General features: G+C 62.9%; 14 protein-coding genes and 1 tRNA gene. 6 read left to right on the forward strand and 9 right to left on the reverse strand.

All coding sequences use genetic code 11. From position 1 onward, the window contains the following. Positions 1–119 precede the first annotated feature (119 nt). Genes PSV38_RS16000 through PSV38_RS16020 form a run of 5 tightly spaced genes read left to right on the forward strand, consistent with a single transcriptional unit; the run spans position 120 to position 3,877 of the window. Complete coding sequence (locus PSV38_RS16000; RefSeq protein ID WP_300549115.1) at positions 120–1,661, forward strand: protein adenylyltransferase SelO; 1,542 nt, start codon at positions 120–122, stop codon at positions 1,659–1,661. After that, positions 1,658–2,056, forward strand: a complete 399-nt coding sequence (gene msrB / locus PSV38_RS16005) for a peptide-methionine (R)-S-oxide reductase MsrB (RefSeq protein ID WP_300549117.1) — start codon at positions 1,658–1,660, stop codon at positions 2,054–2,056. The genes PSV38_RS16000 and msrB overlap by 4 nt, the downstream gene beginning before the upstream one ends. A 31-nt stretch (positions 2,057–2,087) precedes the next feature. Beyond that, the gene (locus tag PSV38_RS16010; RefSeq protein WP_300549119.1) at positions 2,088–2,732 is read left to right on the forward strand and encodes a septation protein A; all 645 of its coding nucleotides are present in this window, start codon (positions 2,088–2,090) and stop codon (positions 2,730–2,732) included. 16 nt (positions 2,733–2,748) lie between these two features. Beyond that, positions 2,749–3,018 carry a BolA family protein gene (locus tag PSV38_RS16015; RefSeq protein WP_300549121.1) on the forward strand — a complete coding sequence of 90 codons (270 nt, stop codon included), beginning with the start codon at positions 2,749–2,751 and terminating at the stop codon, positions 3,016–3,018. Positions 3,019–3,046: 28 nt separating this feature from the next. Then, the gene (locus tag PSV38_RS16020) at positions 3,047–3,877 is read left to right on the forward strand and encodes a peptidylprolyl isomerase (RefSeq protein WP_300549123.1); all 831 of its coding nucleotides are present in this window, start codon (positions 3,047–3,049) and stop codon (positions 3,875–3,877) included. Positions 3,878–3,889: 12 nt separating this feature from the next. Here the strand turns inward: PSV38_RS16020 and putA are convergent, their stop codons facing one another. Beyond that, a complete protein-coding gene (gene putA, locus PSV38_RS16025) occupies positions 3,890–6,976 on the reverse strand; it encodes a bifunctional proline dehydrogenase/L-glutamate gamma-semialdehyde dehydrogenase PutA (RefSeq protein ID WP_300549125.1) in 3,087 nt (1,028 codons plus the stop codon). Positions 6,977–7,047: 71 nt separating this feature from the next. Continuing rightward, the gene (trmB, locus tag PSV38_RS16030) at positions 7,048–7,764 is read right to left on the reverse strand and encodes a tRNA (guanosine(46)-N7)-methyltransferase TrmB (RefSeq protein WP_300549127.1); all 717 of its coding nucleotides are present in this window, start codon (positions 7,762–7,764) and stop codon (positions 7,048–7,050) included. 230 nt (positions 7,765–7,994) lie between these two features. Between trmB and PSV38_RS16035 the strand changes: the two genes are divergently transcribed. Continuing rightward, positions 7,995–8,219: a hypothetical protein gene (locus tag PSV38_RS16035; protein WP_300549129.1), complete on the forward strand. Its 225-nt coding sequence runs from the start codon at positions 7,995–7,997 to the stop codon at positions 8,217–8,219. A 9-nt stretch (positions 8,220–8,228) separates the two neighbouring features. Here the strand turns inward: PSV38_RS16035 and PSV38_RS16040 are convergent. The 7 genes from PSV38_RS16040 to PSV38_RS16070 all read right to left on the reverse strand — a co-directional run bounded on the left by PSV38_RS16040 (position 8,229) and on the right by PSV38_RS16070 (position 15,180). Then, a tRNA-Gly gene (locus PSV38_RS16040) sits at positions 8,229–8,302 on the reverse strand. Positions 8,303–8,339: 37 nt separating this feature from the next. Continuing rightward, a complete protein-coding gene (locus PSV38_RS16045) occupies positions 8,340–8,612 on the reverse strand; it encodes a hypothetical protein (protein ID WP_300549130.1) in 273 nt (90 codons plus the stop codon). A gap of 393 nt (positions 8,613–9,005) precedes the next feature. Beyond that, a complete protein-coding gene (locus PSV38_RS16050; protein WP_300549132.1) occupies positions 9,006–10,793 on the reverse strand; it encodes an ATP-binding protein in 1,788 nt (595 codons plus the stop codon). A 12-nt stretch (positions 10,794–10,805) separates the two neighbouring features. Then, complete coding sequence (locus PSV38_RS16055) at positions 10,806–11,207, reverse strand: response regulator (RefSeq protein ID WP_300549134.1); 402 nt, start codon at positions 11,205–11,207, stop codon at positions 10,806–10,808. Positions 11,208–11,210: 3 nt separating this feature from the next. Next, the gene (locus PSV38_RS16060) at positions 11,211–12,680 is read right to left on the reverse strand and encodes a PAS domain S-box protein (RefSeq protein ID WP_300549136.1); all 1,470 of its coding nucleotides are present in this window, start codon (positions 12,678–12,680) and stop codon (positions 11,211–11,213) included. A gap of 75 nt (positions 12,681–12,755) precedes the next feature. After that, on the reverse strand, positions 12,756–13,685 hold the full coding sequence (locus PSV38_RS16065) for an aspartyl/asparaginyl beta-hydroxylase domain-containing protein (protein WP_300549139.1): 930 nt from the start codon (positions 13,683–13,685) through the stop codon (positions 12,756–12,758). A gap of 7 nt (positions 13,686–13,692) precedes the next feature. Then, positions 13,693–15,180, reverse strand: coding sequence for an NAD-dependent succinate-semialdehyde dehydrogenase (locus PSV38_RS16070; RefSeq protein WP_300549140.1), 1,488 nt, complete (start codon positions 15,178–15,180; stop codon positions 13,693–13,695). Between the last annotated feature and the right edge of the window lie 108 nt (positions 15,181–15,288).

Below are 15,288 nucleotides of genomic sequence, written 5' to 3' on the forward strand. Positions count from 1 at the left end.
CCTGTGTTGCAAGCAAAGCGGCATCTTAGGGCAGGGCAAGCGCCTCAAAGCCACATGCCCGTCGGCAGAAATTGCCCACTGCCACCCTTGGATGGGGGGTCTTGTCTACACTTCGCCACATGTCCTCTGATCTCGATGCTGTTTTCGCCCCGCCTGCCCACGATTGGGTCAACCGTTATGCGCAGCTGAGCGAATCGTGGCGGGCTCGCTTGCAAGCGCCCATGGCCACGTCGGTGAAGGCGCAAGCCTTGCCTGAACCGCGGTGGGTGGCTTGGAGCGATGAGCTGGCTCATGACCTGGGCTGGCCCGTGGGTTGGCGCGAGGGCGATCTGCCTTTACGTGTCTTTACCGGCAACGCGCAGTGGCCCGGCATGCAGCCCGTGGCCACGGTCTACAGCGGCCACCAGTTCGGCGTGTGGGCCGGCCAGTTGGGCGATGGCCGCGCGCTGTTGCTGGGCGAGTTACAAACGGCTGTGGGCACGCGCGAATTTCAACTCAAGGGCGCAGGCTCGACCCCGTATTCGCGCCGGGCCGATGGCCGGGCCGTGCTTCGCTCGTCCATCCGCGAGTTCCTGTGCAGCGAAGCCATGCACGCTTTGGGCATCCCCACCACCCGGGCCCTGGCCCTGACCGCCTCGCCGCAAGGCGTGCGCCGTGAAACCATGGAAACCGCCGCCGTGGTCACCCGCGTGGCGCCCAGCTTCATCCGCTTCGGCCACTTCGAGCATTTCGCGCACAGCGGCGAGGCCGGGCATCACGAGGTCTTGCAGGCCTTGGTCGATCACGTGATCGCGCACCACCGGCCCGAGCACGGAGACGCGCCCCAGCGCGCCTTGGCCCTGCTGCAACACGCCGTGGACAGCACCGCCCGCCTGATGGCGGCCTGGCAATCGGTGGGCTTTTGCCATGGCGTGATGAACACCGACAACATGTCGATCCTGGGCCTGACGATCGACTATGGACCCTTCGGCTTCCTGGATGGCTTCGACCCACAGCACATCTGCAACCATTCCGACGACCAGGGCCGCTACGCTTGGCAGAACCAGCCCCAGATCGGCTACTGGAACCTGCGGGCCTTGGCCCAGGCTTTGTTGCCCGCGATCCCGGAATTCGACAAGGATGAGAACGTCGTCCTCAACGTGCTCAAATCGTACGAGCAGCGCTTTCCGCAAGCCATGACCGAGCGTTGGCGAGCCAAGCTGGGCTTGGCCACCGAGCAAGCCGACGATGGCGCCCTGGCCGTGGACCTGCTCACCGTGATGGCCGAGCACCACACCGACTTCACCATCACCTTCCGCCGCCTCTGCGACTTCCAAAGCAGCCTGCCGCCAGAAGACGCCGCCAACGCGTCGGTGCGCGATTTGTTCATCAACCGCGAGGCATTTGACGCCTGGGCGCGCCGTTATGCCGAGCGTCTGAAGCTGGAAAACAGCGTGGACGCCGAGCGCTGCGCCCGCATGCGCCGCGTCAACCCGGTCTACGTTTTGCGGAACCATTTGGCCGAAACAGCGATCCGTCTATCCCAGGCCGGTGACGACTCCGAGGTGCGGCGCTTGCACCAGCTCTTGCAAACCCCTTTCGACGAGCAACCCGGCTGCGAGGCCGATGCCGACTTCCCGCCCGACTGGGCTCAATCCATCGAGGTGTCCTGTTCATCATGAGCGATTACAAAGTCAAGAAGTCCGACGCGGAATGGCGTGCCCAGTTGGATCCGATGCAATTCGAAGTCACGCGCCATGCGTCCACAGAACGGGCGTTCAGCGGCCAGTATTGGGACCACTTCGTGGATGGCGCCTACCGCTGCATCTGTTGCAACGCCAAGTTGTTCGAATCAAGCACCAAATTTGACGCGGGCTGTGGCTGGCCCAGCTACTCCCAGGCGGTGGACGACAGCAGCGTTGAGCGCGTGGTGGACAAAAGCCACGGCATGGTGCGGGTTGAGGTGCGCTGCAACAACTGCGGCGCCCACCTGGGCCACGTGTTCGACGACGGCCCGGCGCCCACCGGCGAGCGTTTCTGCATCAACTCGGCCGCGATAGACTTCGAGCCACGCTGATCTGCGCCCCTGACCCTCAAACCGGTTCCCCATGAAGATATTTTTTGACCTGCTGCCACTCCTCCTGTTTTTCGGCGCCTACACCTGGGCCGGTGGCCACAAGGAGCTGGCGGCCGAGTGGATGACGCAATACCTGGGCTTCATGGTGTCTGGGGGCGTGGTCGCGGCCAAGGAAGCGCCCATGCTGCTGTCCACCGTGGTGATGGTGTTTTGCGGGGTGATTCAAATCGCCGTGCTCAAGATCCTGCGCCACAAGGTGGACATGATGCTGTGGGGCACTCTGATCGTGGGCACGGTGCTGGGCGGTGTGTCGATGTGGCTGCACAGCGCCATCTTCTTCCAGTGGAAGCCCACGGTGCTGTACTGGCTGATGAGCGCGGGCTTCCTGGTGGCCGAGATCGTCATGAAGCGCCGGGTGCTGCACAAGATGATGGGCGGCCAGATCGATGCGCCCGATGCCGTCTGGATCAAACTGGGCTGGGCCTGGGTCGGCTTTTTTGCCTTCATGGGCGTGCTCAACCTTTACGTGGTCTACAACTACACCGAAGAGCAGTGGGTCACCTTCAAGGTCTGGGGGGCTTCCGGTTTGATGTTGCTGTTCATGCTGGCTCAGGGTTTGTACCTGAGCCGCCACATGCCTCCGCTGCCCGCCGACGATACCGCCAAGGCCAAGTGAACTTTAAGGCCCGACCATGACTCCACTCCAAGGCGTGACCGCCGAACAGATCCAAGCCAGCCTGACATTGGCGCTGCAGCCGCTCAGCATTGACGTGACCGATGACAGTCACCTCCATGCCGGGCACGAAGGCGCCAAAGCCGGACGGCATTTCAGCGTGCATTTGCGTGGGCAGTGCTTTAACGGACTGTCACACGTTCAACGGCATCGCCTTGTGTATGATGCCCTTCGCGATTTGATACCGCAGGGCATCCATGCGCTGGCCATCAAAGCCGAGCCTGTCTGACAACGAAACAACCTAACAAAATTCGCTCATGAAGACTTTCCGCACCCATGTCATCAAGTCCGCCGTGCTGGCCGCGACCCTGTCGCTGGCCGCACCTCTGGTGATGGCCCAGAACATCGCCATGGTCAATGGCAAGCCCGTGCCCAAGGCCCGGTTCGACGCCATGATGACCCAGATCCTCAAGCAAGGCCAACAAGCCAAGACGCCGGATCTGGAAGCCAAGGTCAAGGAAGAGCTGGTGCTGCGCGAGATCTTCGTGCAAGAGGCCGAAAAGAAGGGCATCGCCGCCACCGCCGACTACAAGACGCAAATGGAATTCGCGCGTCAGTCTATCCTGATCCAAGGCTTGTTTGCTGACTTCCAGGCCAAGTCCAAGGACAGCGAAGCCGATCTGCGCGCTGAATACGACAAGATCAAGGCCCAGAACGGTGACAAGGAATACCGCGCTCGCCACATCCTGGTCGAGAAGGAAGAAGACGCCAAGTCGCTGATCGCCCAGCTCAAGGCCGGTGCCAAGTTCGAAGACCTGGCCAAGAAGAACTCCAAGGATCCCGGCTCTGCCGAAAACGGTGGCGATCTGGATTGGGCGGCACCGGGCAACTACGTGCCTGAGTTCTCCGAAGCCATGTCCAAGCTGGAAAAAGGCAAGTTCACCGAAACCCCGGTGAAGTCGCAGTTCGGCTACCACATTATCAAGCTGGAAGACTCGCGCGCCACGCAGTTCCCGCCCTATGACGAAGTCAAGGCTCAGCTGCAGCAGCGCAATGGGCAAGCCAAGCTGGCCAAGTACCGCGACGATCTGAAGGCCAAGGCCAAGACCGACTTCAAGTTCAGCGCACCTGCTGCTGCGGCTAACTGATCATCGATCGGGTCAGTCTCCCCGTGTCAGCAGCGCGGCATTGCCGCCTGCTGCTGCGGTGTTGATGCTGACCACCTGCTCGGTGCAAAACCGCAGCAGGTAGTGAGGGCCCCCGGCTTTCGGGCCGGTGCCGCTCCATCCCTGGCCGCCAAAGGGTTGCGACCCGACCACGGCGCCAGTCATTCCCCGGTTCACATACACATTGCCCACACGCGTGCGGCGGGCGATGTGCTGTGCGCGCGAGTCGATGCGCGTCTGCACCCCCAAAGTCAAGCCATAGCCGGTGGCGTTGATCTGCTCGATCAGCGCGTCGATGTCGGGCGCCTGGGTGCCCGGGCCCCAGCGCACCACGTGGAGGATAGGGCCAAAGTGCTCGGCCGTCAGGGCGCTGACGCGGGGCAGGGTGTAGGCCGTGGGGGGCACGGTGTGCGGTGCGGTTGATGACGCGGCCAAGGTGGTTCGACCAATCAGGCGCACGCCAGAACGGGGCTGCTGCGACTGATGGTCCAGCTCAGACAGGTGGGCATTGAGCAGATCGTGCGCCTGGGCATCGATGACGGGGCCCACGTCGGTGGCCCAATCAGCGCTGTCGCCGATCACCAGGGTTTGCAAGGCGCCCGCCAGCATGGCTTCCAGCGAGTCCGCCGTGGCGCTGTGGAGGCACAGCAGGCGCAAGGCTGAGCAGCGTTGGCCTGCACTCAAAAAGGCGCTGGCCACGACCGCGTCCATCACCTGTTCAGGCAAGGCGGTGCTGTCCACCACCATGGCATTGAGGCCGCCGGTTTCTGCAATCAAAGGCACGATGGGGCGGTCACCCTGGGCCAACATGCGCTGGATGCGTTTGCCGGTGGCTACCGAGCCGGTGAAGGCCACGCCCGCGCAGTGCTTGCTGGCCACCAAAGCGGCACCCACCACTGCACCGGGCCCGCAGGCGCAGCCCAGCGCGTCGGTGGGCACGCCGGCCTGGTGCAGCAGGGCCACAAAGCGGCGCCCGATGTCCGGCGTCTGGTCGGCGGGCTTGGCGGCCACGGCGTTGCCGGCCACCAGCGCGGCCATCACTTGGCCACCGAAAATCGCCAGCGGGAAGTTCCAGGGCGCGATGCAGACGAACACACCACGGCCACGCAGTTGCCATTCATTGCTTTCACCAGTGGGGCCGGGCAGCACCTGCACTTGCAGGTGGTGACGGCCTTGCTGGGCGTAGTAGCGGGCCAGGTCGATGGTTTCGCGCACCTCGGCCACGGCATCGCTCATGGTCTTGCGGGCTTCCACCACCAGGTCGGCGGCCCAGCTGTCGAACTCGGCTTCCAGCAGGTTGGCCACTTTGTCGAGCACCGCGCAGCGTGCAGGCGCGGTGGTTTCTTCCCAGTCTTGCCAGCCTTGGCTGAGCGATTCCATCAGGGCCTGAGCCTCGGCAGCACACAGGGCATGGGCAGGCGAGGGCACGGTCGATTGCTGGCGCCTGACGTGCACAGCGGCCTCCAGGGCCTCGCGGTGCATCTGGCAGTTCAGGTCTCGCCCAACCGCGTTGCGCCGATCGGAGCCGTAGAGCCTGGCGGGCGGCACCACGCCAGGGCCGTGTTCAGTGTCGATGGCGCTGAGCCAGGGTGAGGCCAGCAACTCGTCCAGGCTGACCTGAGGGTCCGCCAGTTGGTGCACGAAGGATGCGTTGGCACCGTTTTCCAGCAGGCGCCGCACCAGGTAGGCCAGCAGGTCGCGGTGTTCGCCCACTGGCGCGTAAATGCGCAGGGCCGCGCCCGTTTCAGGCGAGGCTTTGGGGTGGCGAAGCTCGCGGTAGACGCCTTCGCCCATGCCGTGCAGTCGCTGCCATTCGTAGCGCTCCGGTCCCACGCCATGCTGCTTGGCCAGCTGCATCACGGCGGCGATGGTAGCCGCGTTGTGCGTGGCGAACTGCGGGTAGAGCACGTCGCTGCGGGCCAGCAGGGCATCGGCACAAGCCAGGTAGGACAGGTCGGTGTTGGCCTTGTGGGTGTAGACCGGGTAGCCGTTCAGGCCCAGCTCCTGGGCGCGCTTGATCTCGGTGTCCCAATAGGCGCCCTTGACCAGGCGCACGGAGAGGCGTTTGTCGTGCAAGGTGGCCAGGCGCTGCACTTCGTCGATCACGGCCAGGGCGCGGTGCTGGTAGGCCTGCACGGCCAGGCCCAGGCCGTCGCCGACGGCGGGCATCAAGCGGGCCAGCAGGTCCAGCTGCAACTCCAGGCGGAAGGATTCTTCGGCGTCCAAGGTCAGCAGCACGCCGGCCTCGTCGGCCTGGCGGGCCAGTTGTTCCAGCCTGGGCAGCAGTTCGCGCACCAGGGCCTCGTGTTGCGAAGGGTCGAAGCGCGGGTGCAGGGCCGACAGCTTGATCGACAAGCCGGGGCGTTGCGAAAACGGCAGTTGCCGCGCTTTCTTGTCACCTGGCTGGCCCAGTTGCGACAAGGCCCGCTGGTAAGAAGCCAGGTAGCGGTCAGCATCAGCCCAGGTGCGGGCACCTTCGCCCAGCATGTCGAAGCTGTGGCGGGTGGTCAGGCCTTGATCGGCGTCTGACTGGGTTTGCTTGCGGGCGTGGGTCAGGGCCTCTTCCACGGTCTGGCCGAGCACGAACTGGCGACCCAGCAATTGCAGGGCGCGGGCGGTGGCGGACACCACGGTGGGGCCGCCCAGGCGTTGAACCAAGGTGGGCGCGGTCGTGCGGCCAGCGGGTGATGGCAGCAGTTGATGCGCCAGGTCAAGCACGCGGGCCGAGGCGCCGGACAGCCAGGGGTGGGCGGAGCCGTGGCCCGCGTGCTTGGCAAAGTCGGCCTGGGTCAACTGGTCGCCGATCAGGGCCTGGGCGGTGTCCTGGTCGGGCACGCGCAACAGGGCTTCGGCCAGTCGCATCAAGGCCAGGCCTTCGGTGCTGGACAACGGGAACTCTTGCAGCAGGGATTCAAGCGCCCAGAAGGGCGGCGGGCGGTGGCGGATGCCGCGCACCCAGGGCTCGCATTGCTGGCGCACGATGCCCCAGTCCAGCTTGTCTTGCAGGCGCAGCCTCAGCTTGTCGATTTGCGCGGCTTCATCGGCCCAGGGAAGCGGTAAGCGGTCGGAGAGTTTATTCACAGCGCACTCCAGTCAACGTCTTCAGCGTAACGTCAACGGGTGCGTGGGGTCTAGGTCATCAGAGGGGCTTTTCAGCGCTTTTTGAACACCAAGTCCCAAACACCGTGACCTAGTCGCAGGCCGCGGTTCTCGAACTTGGTCAGGGGGCGGTAGGCGGGCTTGGGGGCGTAGCTTTCGGCGGCGTTGACCAGGGTGGGCTCGTCGCTCAGCACTTGCAGGATCTGGCGGGCATAGGGCTCCCAGTCGGTGGCGCAGTGCAGGTACGCGCCAGGGGCCAGGCGCGAGGCGAGGTGGGCCACCAAAGGCGCCTGGATCAGTCGGCGCTTGTTGTGGCGTGTCTTGTGCCAGGGGTCGGGAAAGAAGATGTGCACGCCAGCTAACGAGGCGGGCTGGATCATGTGGTCCAGCACTTCGACCGCATCGTGGCGGATCAGGCGCAGGTTGGTGATGCCTTGATCGCCAATGCGCTTGAGCAAGGCCCCCACGCCGGGCTCATGCACTTCAACGCCGATGAAGTCGGTGTCAGGCAGGGTTTGCGCAATGGTGGCTGTGGCGTCGCCCATGCCAAAACCGATTTCCAGCACCACGGGGGCCTGGCGCTGAAAAGTGGCGACGTAGTCCAGCGGGGCTTTGTCAAAAGGCAGCAGGTACTTGGGGCCCAGTTCGGCCAAAGCCTTGGCCTGGCCTTCCGTGGTCCGCCCGGCGCGCATCACGAAACTGCGGATGGTGCGGTGGGGGTAGGCGGGCGCCGATTGGGCGTCGTCGTCAGGGGGCAGGTCGGTGCTCATGGTGAAGTCGGGGGGCAATGCGGCTTGGAACTGGATACAGGTCGCCATTGTCCTTTACCGGCCGCCCTAGGGCTGTCCCTTAAGCCAGGCAGGGCACTAAATCACGCGGGAGGCTGATCAGTGCGGGGCAGGCATTCATCTGGGGGGTGAAGAGTCCGCTTTTCCAAGGAACGTGCGCGCATCATTGGGTGAGCGGATTTGCCCGCCATGCCCTGAGTGGAGTTTTGAACGTGAGCAGTGCCCCTTTGTTGCTGAATGCCAGTCGCTGTTTGGCGGCGTTCAGCTTGCTCGTCGGCATGAGTGCCCATGCTGCTGCATCCGAGGCGTCGGGCAAGGTCAAGGAGCGGGCGTCCAGCCCGGTTGCCACGGTGAGCGAGTCGCCCAGCTTTGCCTTGTTGGGCTTGGGCCTGGTCGCCATCGGACTGCATGGGCTGGGCAGGTCTCGGCGCCGATAGCGTTGGTCTTGGAGCGGGTGATGGGAATCGAACCCACGTTATTTGCTTGGGAAGCAAGAGTCCTACCATTGAACGACACCCGCGAACAGGGCGCATTCTAAACCCACAGTTCAGGCTTATTCATTCGCTGGCAGAAGAAGCTGGTGGTGTGGGCAGGCCGAGCTTGCGTGCGGTTTTGTTGACAGCATGGCCTGTGGCGGAGGCTCCGCGTTCAACTGCGCTGGCTGCTTTTTGCAGGCCATGCTTGACAGATTTTTCGACCTTGGCCGCCACCGACGAGGCCTTGCTGGCAGCATCGGTGACAAATTGAGGAGGCTCTGCCGCACTGGCGATGGCGCAGGTTGTGGTCAGTGCGGACGTCAACACAAGGTGCTTGATGAATTCATGGGACATGAAGGGCTCCGGTTATTTGCCATGCGCTCAAGCGCCACGGCGGTGCAGGAAGTCGCGGATGGTGTTCGCCACCCTGGTCGGATGCGTGAGCATTGGCACGTGCCCGGCTCCTGCAAAAACCATGAGTTCCTCGTCTGGCAGGGCTTTGGCCAAGGCGATGCCCATTTTTAAGCCCACATGCCTTGACATGTTCTGATTCCGCCTCGGGCACGCAAAGCTGGACAAATCGCTCAAGGGTGGCCCTAGGGCGGCCAGCGGTTCCGTCCACAACTCGGAGCTTCCGATCCACCCGCCGATCGCGAGGATGGCGGTGCCCTTGGGCGGGCCGCTTCGGGTGGTGAACAATTTGGCCCCTGGGACATCAATGAACATGCCGATCCTTTCTATGATGAGTCACGTTGCCTGAGAGCAAGGCAATGGTGATTCGCCAAAACTGAAATAGAAAGTGGCGCCCTGACCAGGTGTGCCTTCCGCCCAGACCTTTCCGCCATGGCGATCGATGATGCGCTTGACGATGGACAAACCCACCCCCGAGCCTTCAAAACGGGCGTCATGCATGCGCTGAAATGGTTTGAAAAGGCGTTTGGCCTGTTCCGGGTCAAAGCCAACGCCGTTATCACGTACAAAAAACACGGGCTGATCCGCTGACTTGATCACGCCCACTTCAACCTGGGGCTTGCCGACTTCTGCCGCGAACTTCAGTGCGTTGCCGATCAGGTTCACAAAAACCTGCCGGGCGAGTTCGAGATCGGCTTCGATTTCCGGGAGTGGGGCCTGGGTCACGGGAATCGTCCCCACCGATCGGGCCTGGCGGATGGACTCGACCACTTCACTCAAGAGGGCGTTCATGTCCACGTTGCGCGTTCGCAGGGTGACGTTGCTGGTCCGCGCCAGTGCCAGCAGGGACTCGACCACCTTCTCGGTCATCGTGGCCTGTGCGGCCACCGCTTGAAGCAGGCGAATGGCCTTGTCTTTCTGGTTACCCTCGATCAATGCTTGTGCCATCTTGGCCGCACTGGCGATGCCACCCAGCGGACCACGGATGTCGTGGGAGACATTTCGGTTGAAGGTTTCAAGGCCGTCGATGGTTTCGCTCAACTCGGCCGTTCGCAGTTGCACCCGGTGTTCCAGTGTTTCATTGGCTTTGACGAGGGCCTCCGCTGCAAGCCTGCGCTCCACGATCTCGATCTGCAGTTGCTCGGCGGTGCGTTTGATCTCGTTGTAGAGGCTGCCGTTTTCGTAGATGCGCCCGGCTTGGGCCGCATGGATCGTCAACAGATGTTCGTCGTCGAGCGTGAAGGCCGGTGAACCGAGCTTGTCGACCAGCAGGATCCACCCATGGATTCGGTTCAGCGACATCACGGGTGCCAACAAAATGCTTTGCGCCGGGGGGTAGGTGTCTGGCAGCCCCGAGGTAGAAGAAGCCGGGTCCGACTGGGAAAAGCGGCGAGCGCGACCATCCGCCATGACCTCGCGAAAGATCTTCCCCTCGATGCCGAGGCTTTTCACCTGGTCTGATTGTTCCGGCGCCAAACCCCAAGTCGACATGTACTGGTCAGCAGCACCATGCTTGTCACGCACGCCCAGCACGCTGTAGCGTGCCCCCAGCAGGTCTCTGGCGCCACGGCACACCTTGTCTAGCAGCACATAGGGGTCTCGCTCGGAAGCCAGCTGCAAATTGAGGTCGGTCAGCGCAGAAAGACGTTGGTTGGCGCATTCCAGTTCGCTGACCTTGAGGGCCAGCTTGTCGGTCAGCAAACGCAAATGCTCGCGGTCGAACTGCTCGGCGTCGGGCTGCATTTCGGGTGAGCTGGCGTGGGCCAGCGCGTGCTCGACAACGCGCAGGATCTCTTGCGGCTCACACGGCTTGATCAGCACGTTGGACACCCCACAGGCATGGGCCAGGCTGCGGGCTTCGCGCTCCATGAATGTTGCCGTGTAAAAGACCACTTCGGTTTGCGCGATGGCGGCGTCTGCACGCAACTGCCTGACGAACTCATACCCATCCATGGTCGGCATGAGGATGTCGCAAATCACCAGGTCCGGGCGTTCTGCGCGAACCTGTTCCAGGGCAATGCTGCCATCCGAAGCCTCGATCGATTGGTGCCCGCTGTAGCCCATGAGGGCCACGATCAACTCTCGGTTGGGGGCATGGTCATCGACCACCAGTATTTTGGCCATGGCGCAGGGACCTCAATGGCCCGGCACGGGACGCGGCAAGCGCATCTGCTCGGGCAGAAACGATTCGAGTTGGCTGACGAAGTTTTCCGGTTCGATGGGCTTGGATATGTAGCCGTTGAACCCGGCTGTCAGGCTCTTCTGACGGTCATTGGGCATGGAAAACGCGGTGACGGCGATCACGATGGGCTGCTCACCCTGGCTGCTGGAGCGCAGTTGCTCAAGCACCTGGTACCCGTCCAGCCGGGGCATCTGCAGGTCGCAGATGATGAGGTCGGGGCGCTCGTTCAAGGCCATTTGGAGTCCTTGCTGGCCGTCATGCGCCAGCAGCACCTTGTAGCCGCTGAATGTCAACAGGTAGCGCACCAGCTCCATGTTGGCGGCGTTGTCTTCGATGATGAGGAAGGTTGTCGTCATGAGTCAGTCTCCAGGCAGCATCAGCGAAAAGGTGCTGCCTTTCCCGCTTTCGCTTCGAAAGACGATTTTGCCCCCCAGTAACTCGGCCAGCTTCTGGCTCAAGTGCAGGCCCAGCCCGGTGCCCTCGGGCGCGTCGGGGCGTTCGTTGCGCACGCGGCTGAACGCGCCGAAGAGTTTGCCCTGATCGTCCTTCGAGATGCCAATGCCCGTGTCTTCGATGTGGATCGTGGCGGCGCCATTCACCCCCGGTGCCAGGATGAGCCTCACATAACCTCGCTCGGTGAACTTCAGCGCATTGCCTGCCAGGTTCAGCACGATCTGGCTGAGCGCCCTCCGGTCAGTGTGGATCATGGAGCCCAACGCAGGTCCCTGCACGGCCAGGGTCAATCCCTTGCTGATCGCCTGCGGCTGCAGGGTGTCGGCCACTTCATCCAGAAGGGCCCTCGCGTCCACCGCTTCCAGGTGCAACTCCACCTTGCCGGCTTCGATCTTGGAGACATCCAGCAGGTCATTGATGAGCGCGAGCAGATGGCGTGCGCTGGATTGGACGGTTTTCAGCTGCTTTTGCTGTTCATCGTTGAGAGGCCCTGGGAGCTTCATCAACAGCGTGCCGGTGAAGCCGATGATGGCGTTCAGAGGGGTGCGCAACTCATGGCTCATGCTGGCCAGAAACCGGTCTTTGGCCTGGTTGGCGTTGGCCAGCTCCAGGTTCTTCTCCTGGAGGGCCTTTTCAAAGCGCTTGCGCTCGCTGATGTCCCGGATGGCGCTCATCACGAAAGCGCTTTCTTCGGTGCGCAAAGGGCTGAGGCTGATCTCGATCGGGAACTCGCTGCCATCTTTGCGCAAACCCGATAAATCCAGGCCCGAGCCCATGGCGCGCTTGCGGGGTTGCAAAAAGTAGTTGGAACGGTGCCCCACATGGGCCTTGCGGTAGCGCTCTGGCAGCAACGCATCGACAGACCGGCCTCGCAACTCACCTTCGGAATAGCCAAACAATCGCTCGGCCTGGCTGTTGGCGATGACGATGTGCCCGGTGGGGTTGGCCATCACGATGCCGTCTGGGGTGGATTCGAGGAGGTCGCGAAACCGGGCTTCCATCAGCTTGGCGTCTCGCAAGACTTTGATGGTGGTCACATCCTTCTCGGCCGACAGGACCATGGGCTCAAGATTGGCAGTACGCACGAGTTTGGTCGTGACATCGACATACAGCAGCGAGCCATCTTTTCTGCGGCGCACGGCTTCATAGGTGACCGTGCCTAGGCTCAAAGTTTCCTGAATGTGCAGACCTGGTTCGATCGCCTGGTCGGCAGGGACGCTGAGGGTTTCCCAGTGTTGGCCAGCCGCTTCTTGCTCGCTGTAACCAAATATGGACTGGGCGCCTTTGCTCCAGTGCGCAACATGGCCCTTGGCCGTCAGCAAGACCAGGGCGTCGGGCGATTCGAGGGTCATCAAGGCGACGGTCTCGGCTTCCATGGCATGAGCCCCTTCCCTTTTATTTCTTGCCCATTAAATCACTGATCAGGCGGCCATGCCAGTCAGCAGGTCTCCTCAGTAAAACAACGCCCAGAGCAGGCCACCGATCAAAACCCACTTGCCCACGTAATAGGCGGTGCGGTTGCGGGCCTTCAAGACTTTGGCCTTGGCACGCAATTGGTAAAAGTGGAAGAAGAACTTGTTGAGGCCGCCCACGGGCTCGCCTTCCACGTTCTGCGTGGCGGCGGCGGTCATCACCAGGGTGCCGAACAGGTGGTTGATCCAACGCATGACCGGTGTGTAGACCGGGCGCTCGATGTCGGCGAACAAGATGATGCGCGGGTGGTCGGTGGTGTTCTCGGCGTAGTGGATGTAGGTCTCGTCGAACATCACCACTTCGCCGTCTTTCCAGTGGTACTTCTCGCCATCGACGTCGATGTAGCAGCCGGGGTCATTGGGCGTGATCAGACCCATGTGGTAGCGCAGTGAGCCCGCGTACGGGTCGCGATGACGGACCAGGCGAGCACCGGGTGGCAATGAGGCGAACATCGCCGCCTTGATGCTGGGGATCTGCTTGAGCAACGCCACCGTCTTGGGGCACAACTCTTGGGCCGAGGGCAGTTCATCGGCATACCACTTCAAGTAAAAACGCTTCCAGCCAGTGCGGAAGAAGGAGTTGAAGCCAATGTCGTTGTAAGTGTCGGCGGCCTTGATGTTGCCGCGCCCGTCCAGGTGCAGGGCCTCTTCGCGGATGACCTGCCAGTTCTGTTGCAGCAACTGCAGCTCAGGGAACTTCTTCGGGTCCAGGTAGGGCTGCGAGCCGACTTTCGAGAACAGCACCATCAGCGAGTTCAGAGGCGCGATCAGCACCGTGAAGTCGGTCAGGGCACGCACCAGCCCAAAGCGCATCTTGCCGCGCAAGTGCGAGTGCAGGGCGGCGGCGATGAAGGCCAGCAGCACCCAGTGACGTGGCGCCAAAGGCCACAGCTCATTCAGAAAACTCATGCTCGGCTCACTTGTCCAATCCGCCAAGGCAAAGGTACTTGGCTTCCAGGTAATCGTCCATGCCCTGGCGCGCGCCCTCGCGGCCAAGGCCCGATTGCTTCACGCCCCCAAAGGGCACTTCACAGGTTGAAATCAGGCCGGTGTTGACACCGACCATGCCGTATTCGAGGGCCTCGCCCACGCGGAAGATGCGGCCCACGTCGCGGCTGTAGAAGTAGCTTGCCAAGCCGAACTCGGTGTCATTGGCCATGGCAATGGCTTCAGCTTCCGAGTCGAATTTGAACACTGGGGCCACCGGGCCGAAAATCTCTTCACGCGCCAAGCGCATGCTGCTCGACACATTCGACAGCACCGTCGGCGTGTAGAAGTTGCCGCCGTCGATGGCGGCCTTTTGGCCACCGGTGACCACTTTGGCGCCCTTGGCCAAAGCATCGGCCACCAGGTCTTCCACCTTGGCCAGGGCCTGGTCGTCGATCAGCGGGCCTTGCGTCACGCCCGCTTCGAAACCATTGCCCACCTTCATCTGCGCCACGCGCTCGGCCAGCTTGGCCACGAATTGGTCGTAGATGTCGGCCTGCGCGTACAGGCGGTTGGCGCAGACGCAGGTCTGTCCCGCATTTCGGTATTTGGCGACGAGGGCGCCTTCCACGGCCGCGTCAATGTCGGCATCGTTGAACACGATGAAGGGCGCGTTGCCGCCCAACTCCAGCGACAGCTTCTTGATCGTGGGCGCGCACTGCTTCATCAAGATGCGGCCCACTTCCGTCGAGCCCGTGAAAGACAGGTGGCGCACCGTGTCGCTGGCGCACAGCGCCTTGCCCACTTCGATCGATCGGTCGGCATCGGCGGTGATGATGTTCAGGACACCCGGCGGCATGCCCGCGCGCAAGGCCAGTTCGGCCACGGCCAGGGCCGACAGCGGCGTGGCCTCGGCGGGCTTGATGACCACGGGGCAGCCAGCGGCCAGCGCGGGCGCCACTTTGCGAGTGATCATGGCAATGGGGAAGTTCCAGGGCGTGATGGCCGCGCAAACGCCAATCGGCTGGCGGATCACCAGGAAGCGCTTGCTGGGGTCGGTGCTGGGCACAGTTTCGCCATAAACGCGGCGCGACTCCTCGGCGAACCACTCGATGAAACTGGCGCCATAGGCGACTTCACCTTTGGATTCGGCCAGCGGCTTGCCTTGCTCGGCGGTCATGATGCGGGCCAGGTCGTCCGCGTTGTCCATCAGCAGGGCGTACCACTTCATCATGATGGTGGCCCGCGCCTTGGCCGTCAGCCCCTTCCACGCGGGCCAAGCGCGGTTGGCGGCGGCAATGGCGGCTTCCGTCTCTGCAAAGCCCAGATTGGGCACCTGCACCAGCAATTGCCCCGTGGCCGGGTCGCACACATCGAAGCGTTCGGCGGCGTCCACCCATTGGCCGTCGATGAGGGCCCGGGTCTTCAGCAGCGAGGGGTCTTTCAGCGCGGCCAGCGGAGATGGAAAAGCGGTCATGGCGGTTCTCGGGAAAGCATGCACGGGCCAGAATCATAGGCCACCCCCCTGAAACCTATAATCAGAAGCTTTGCTTCACCCGGCAGCCATCAGGCCCGGGTCGCCCCG

This window comes from Aquabacterium sp. (assembly GCF_029946005.1).
Taxonomy (GTDB): Bacteria; Pseudomonadota; Gammaproteobacteria; order Burkholderiales; family Burkholderiaceae_C; genus Aquabacterium.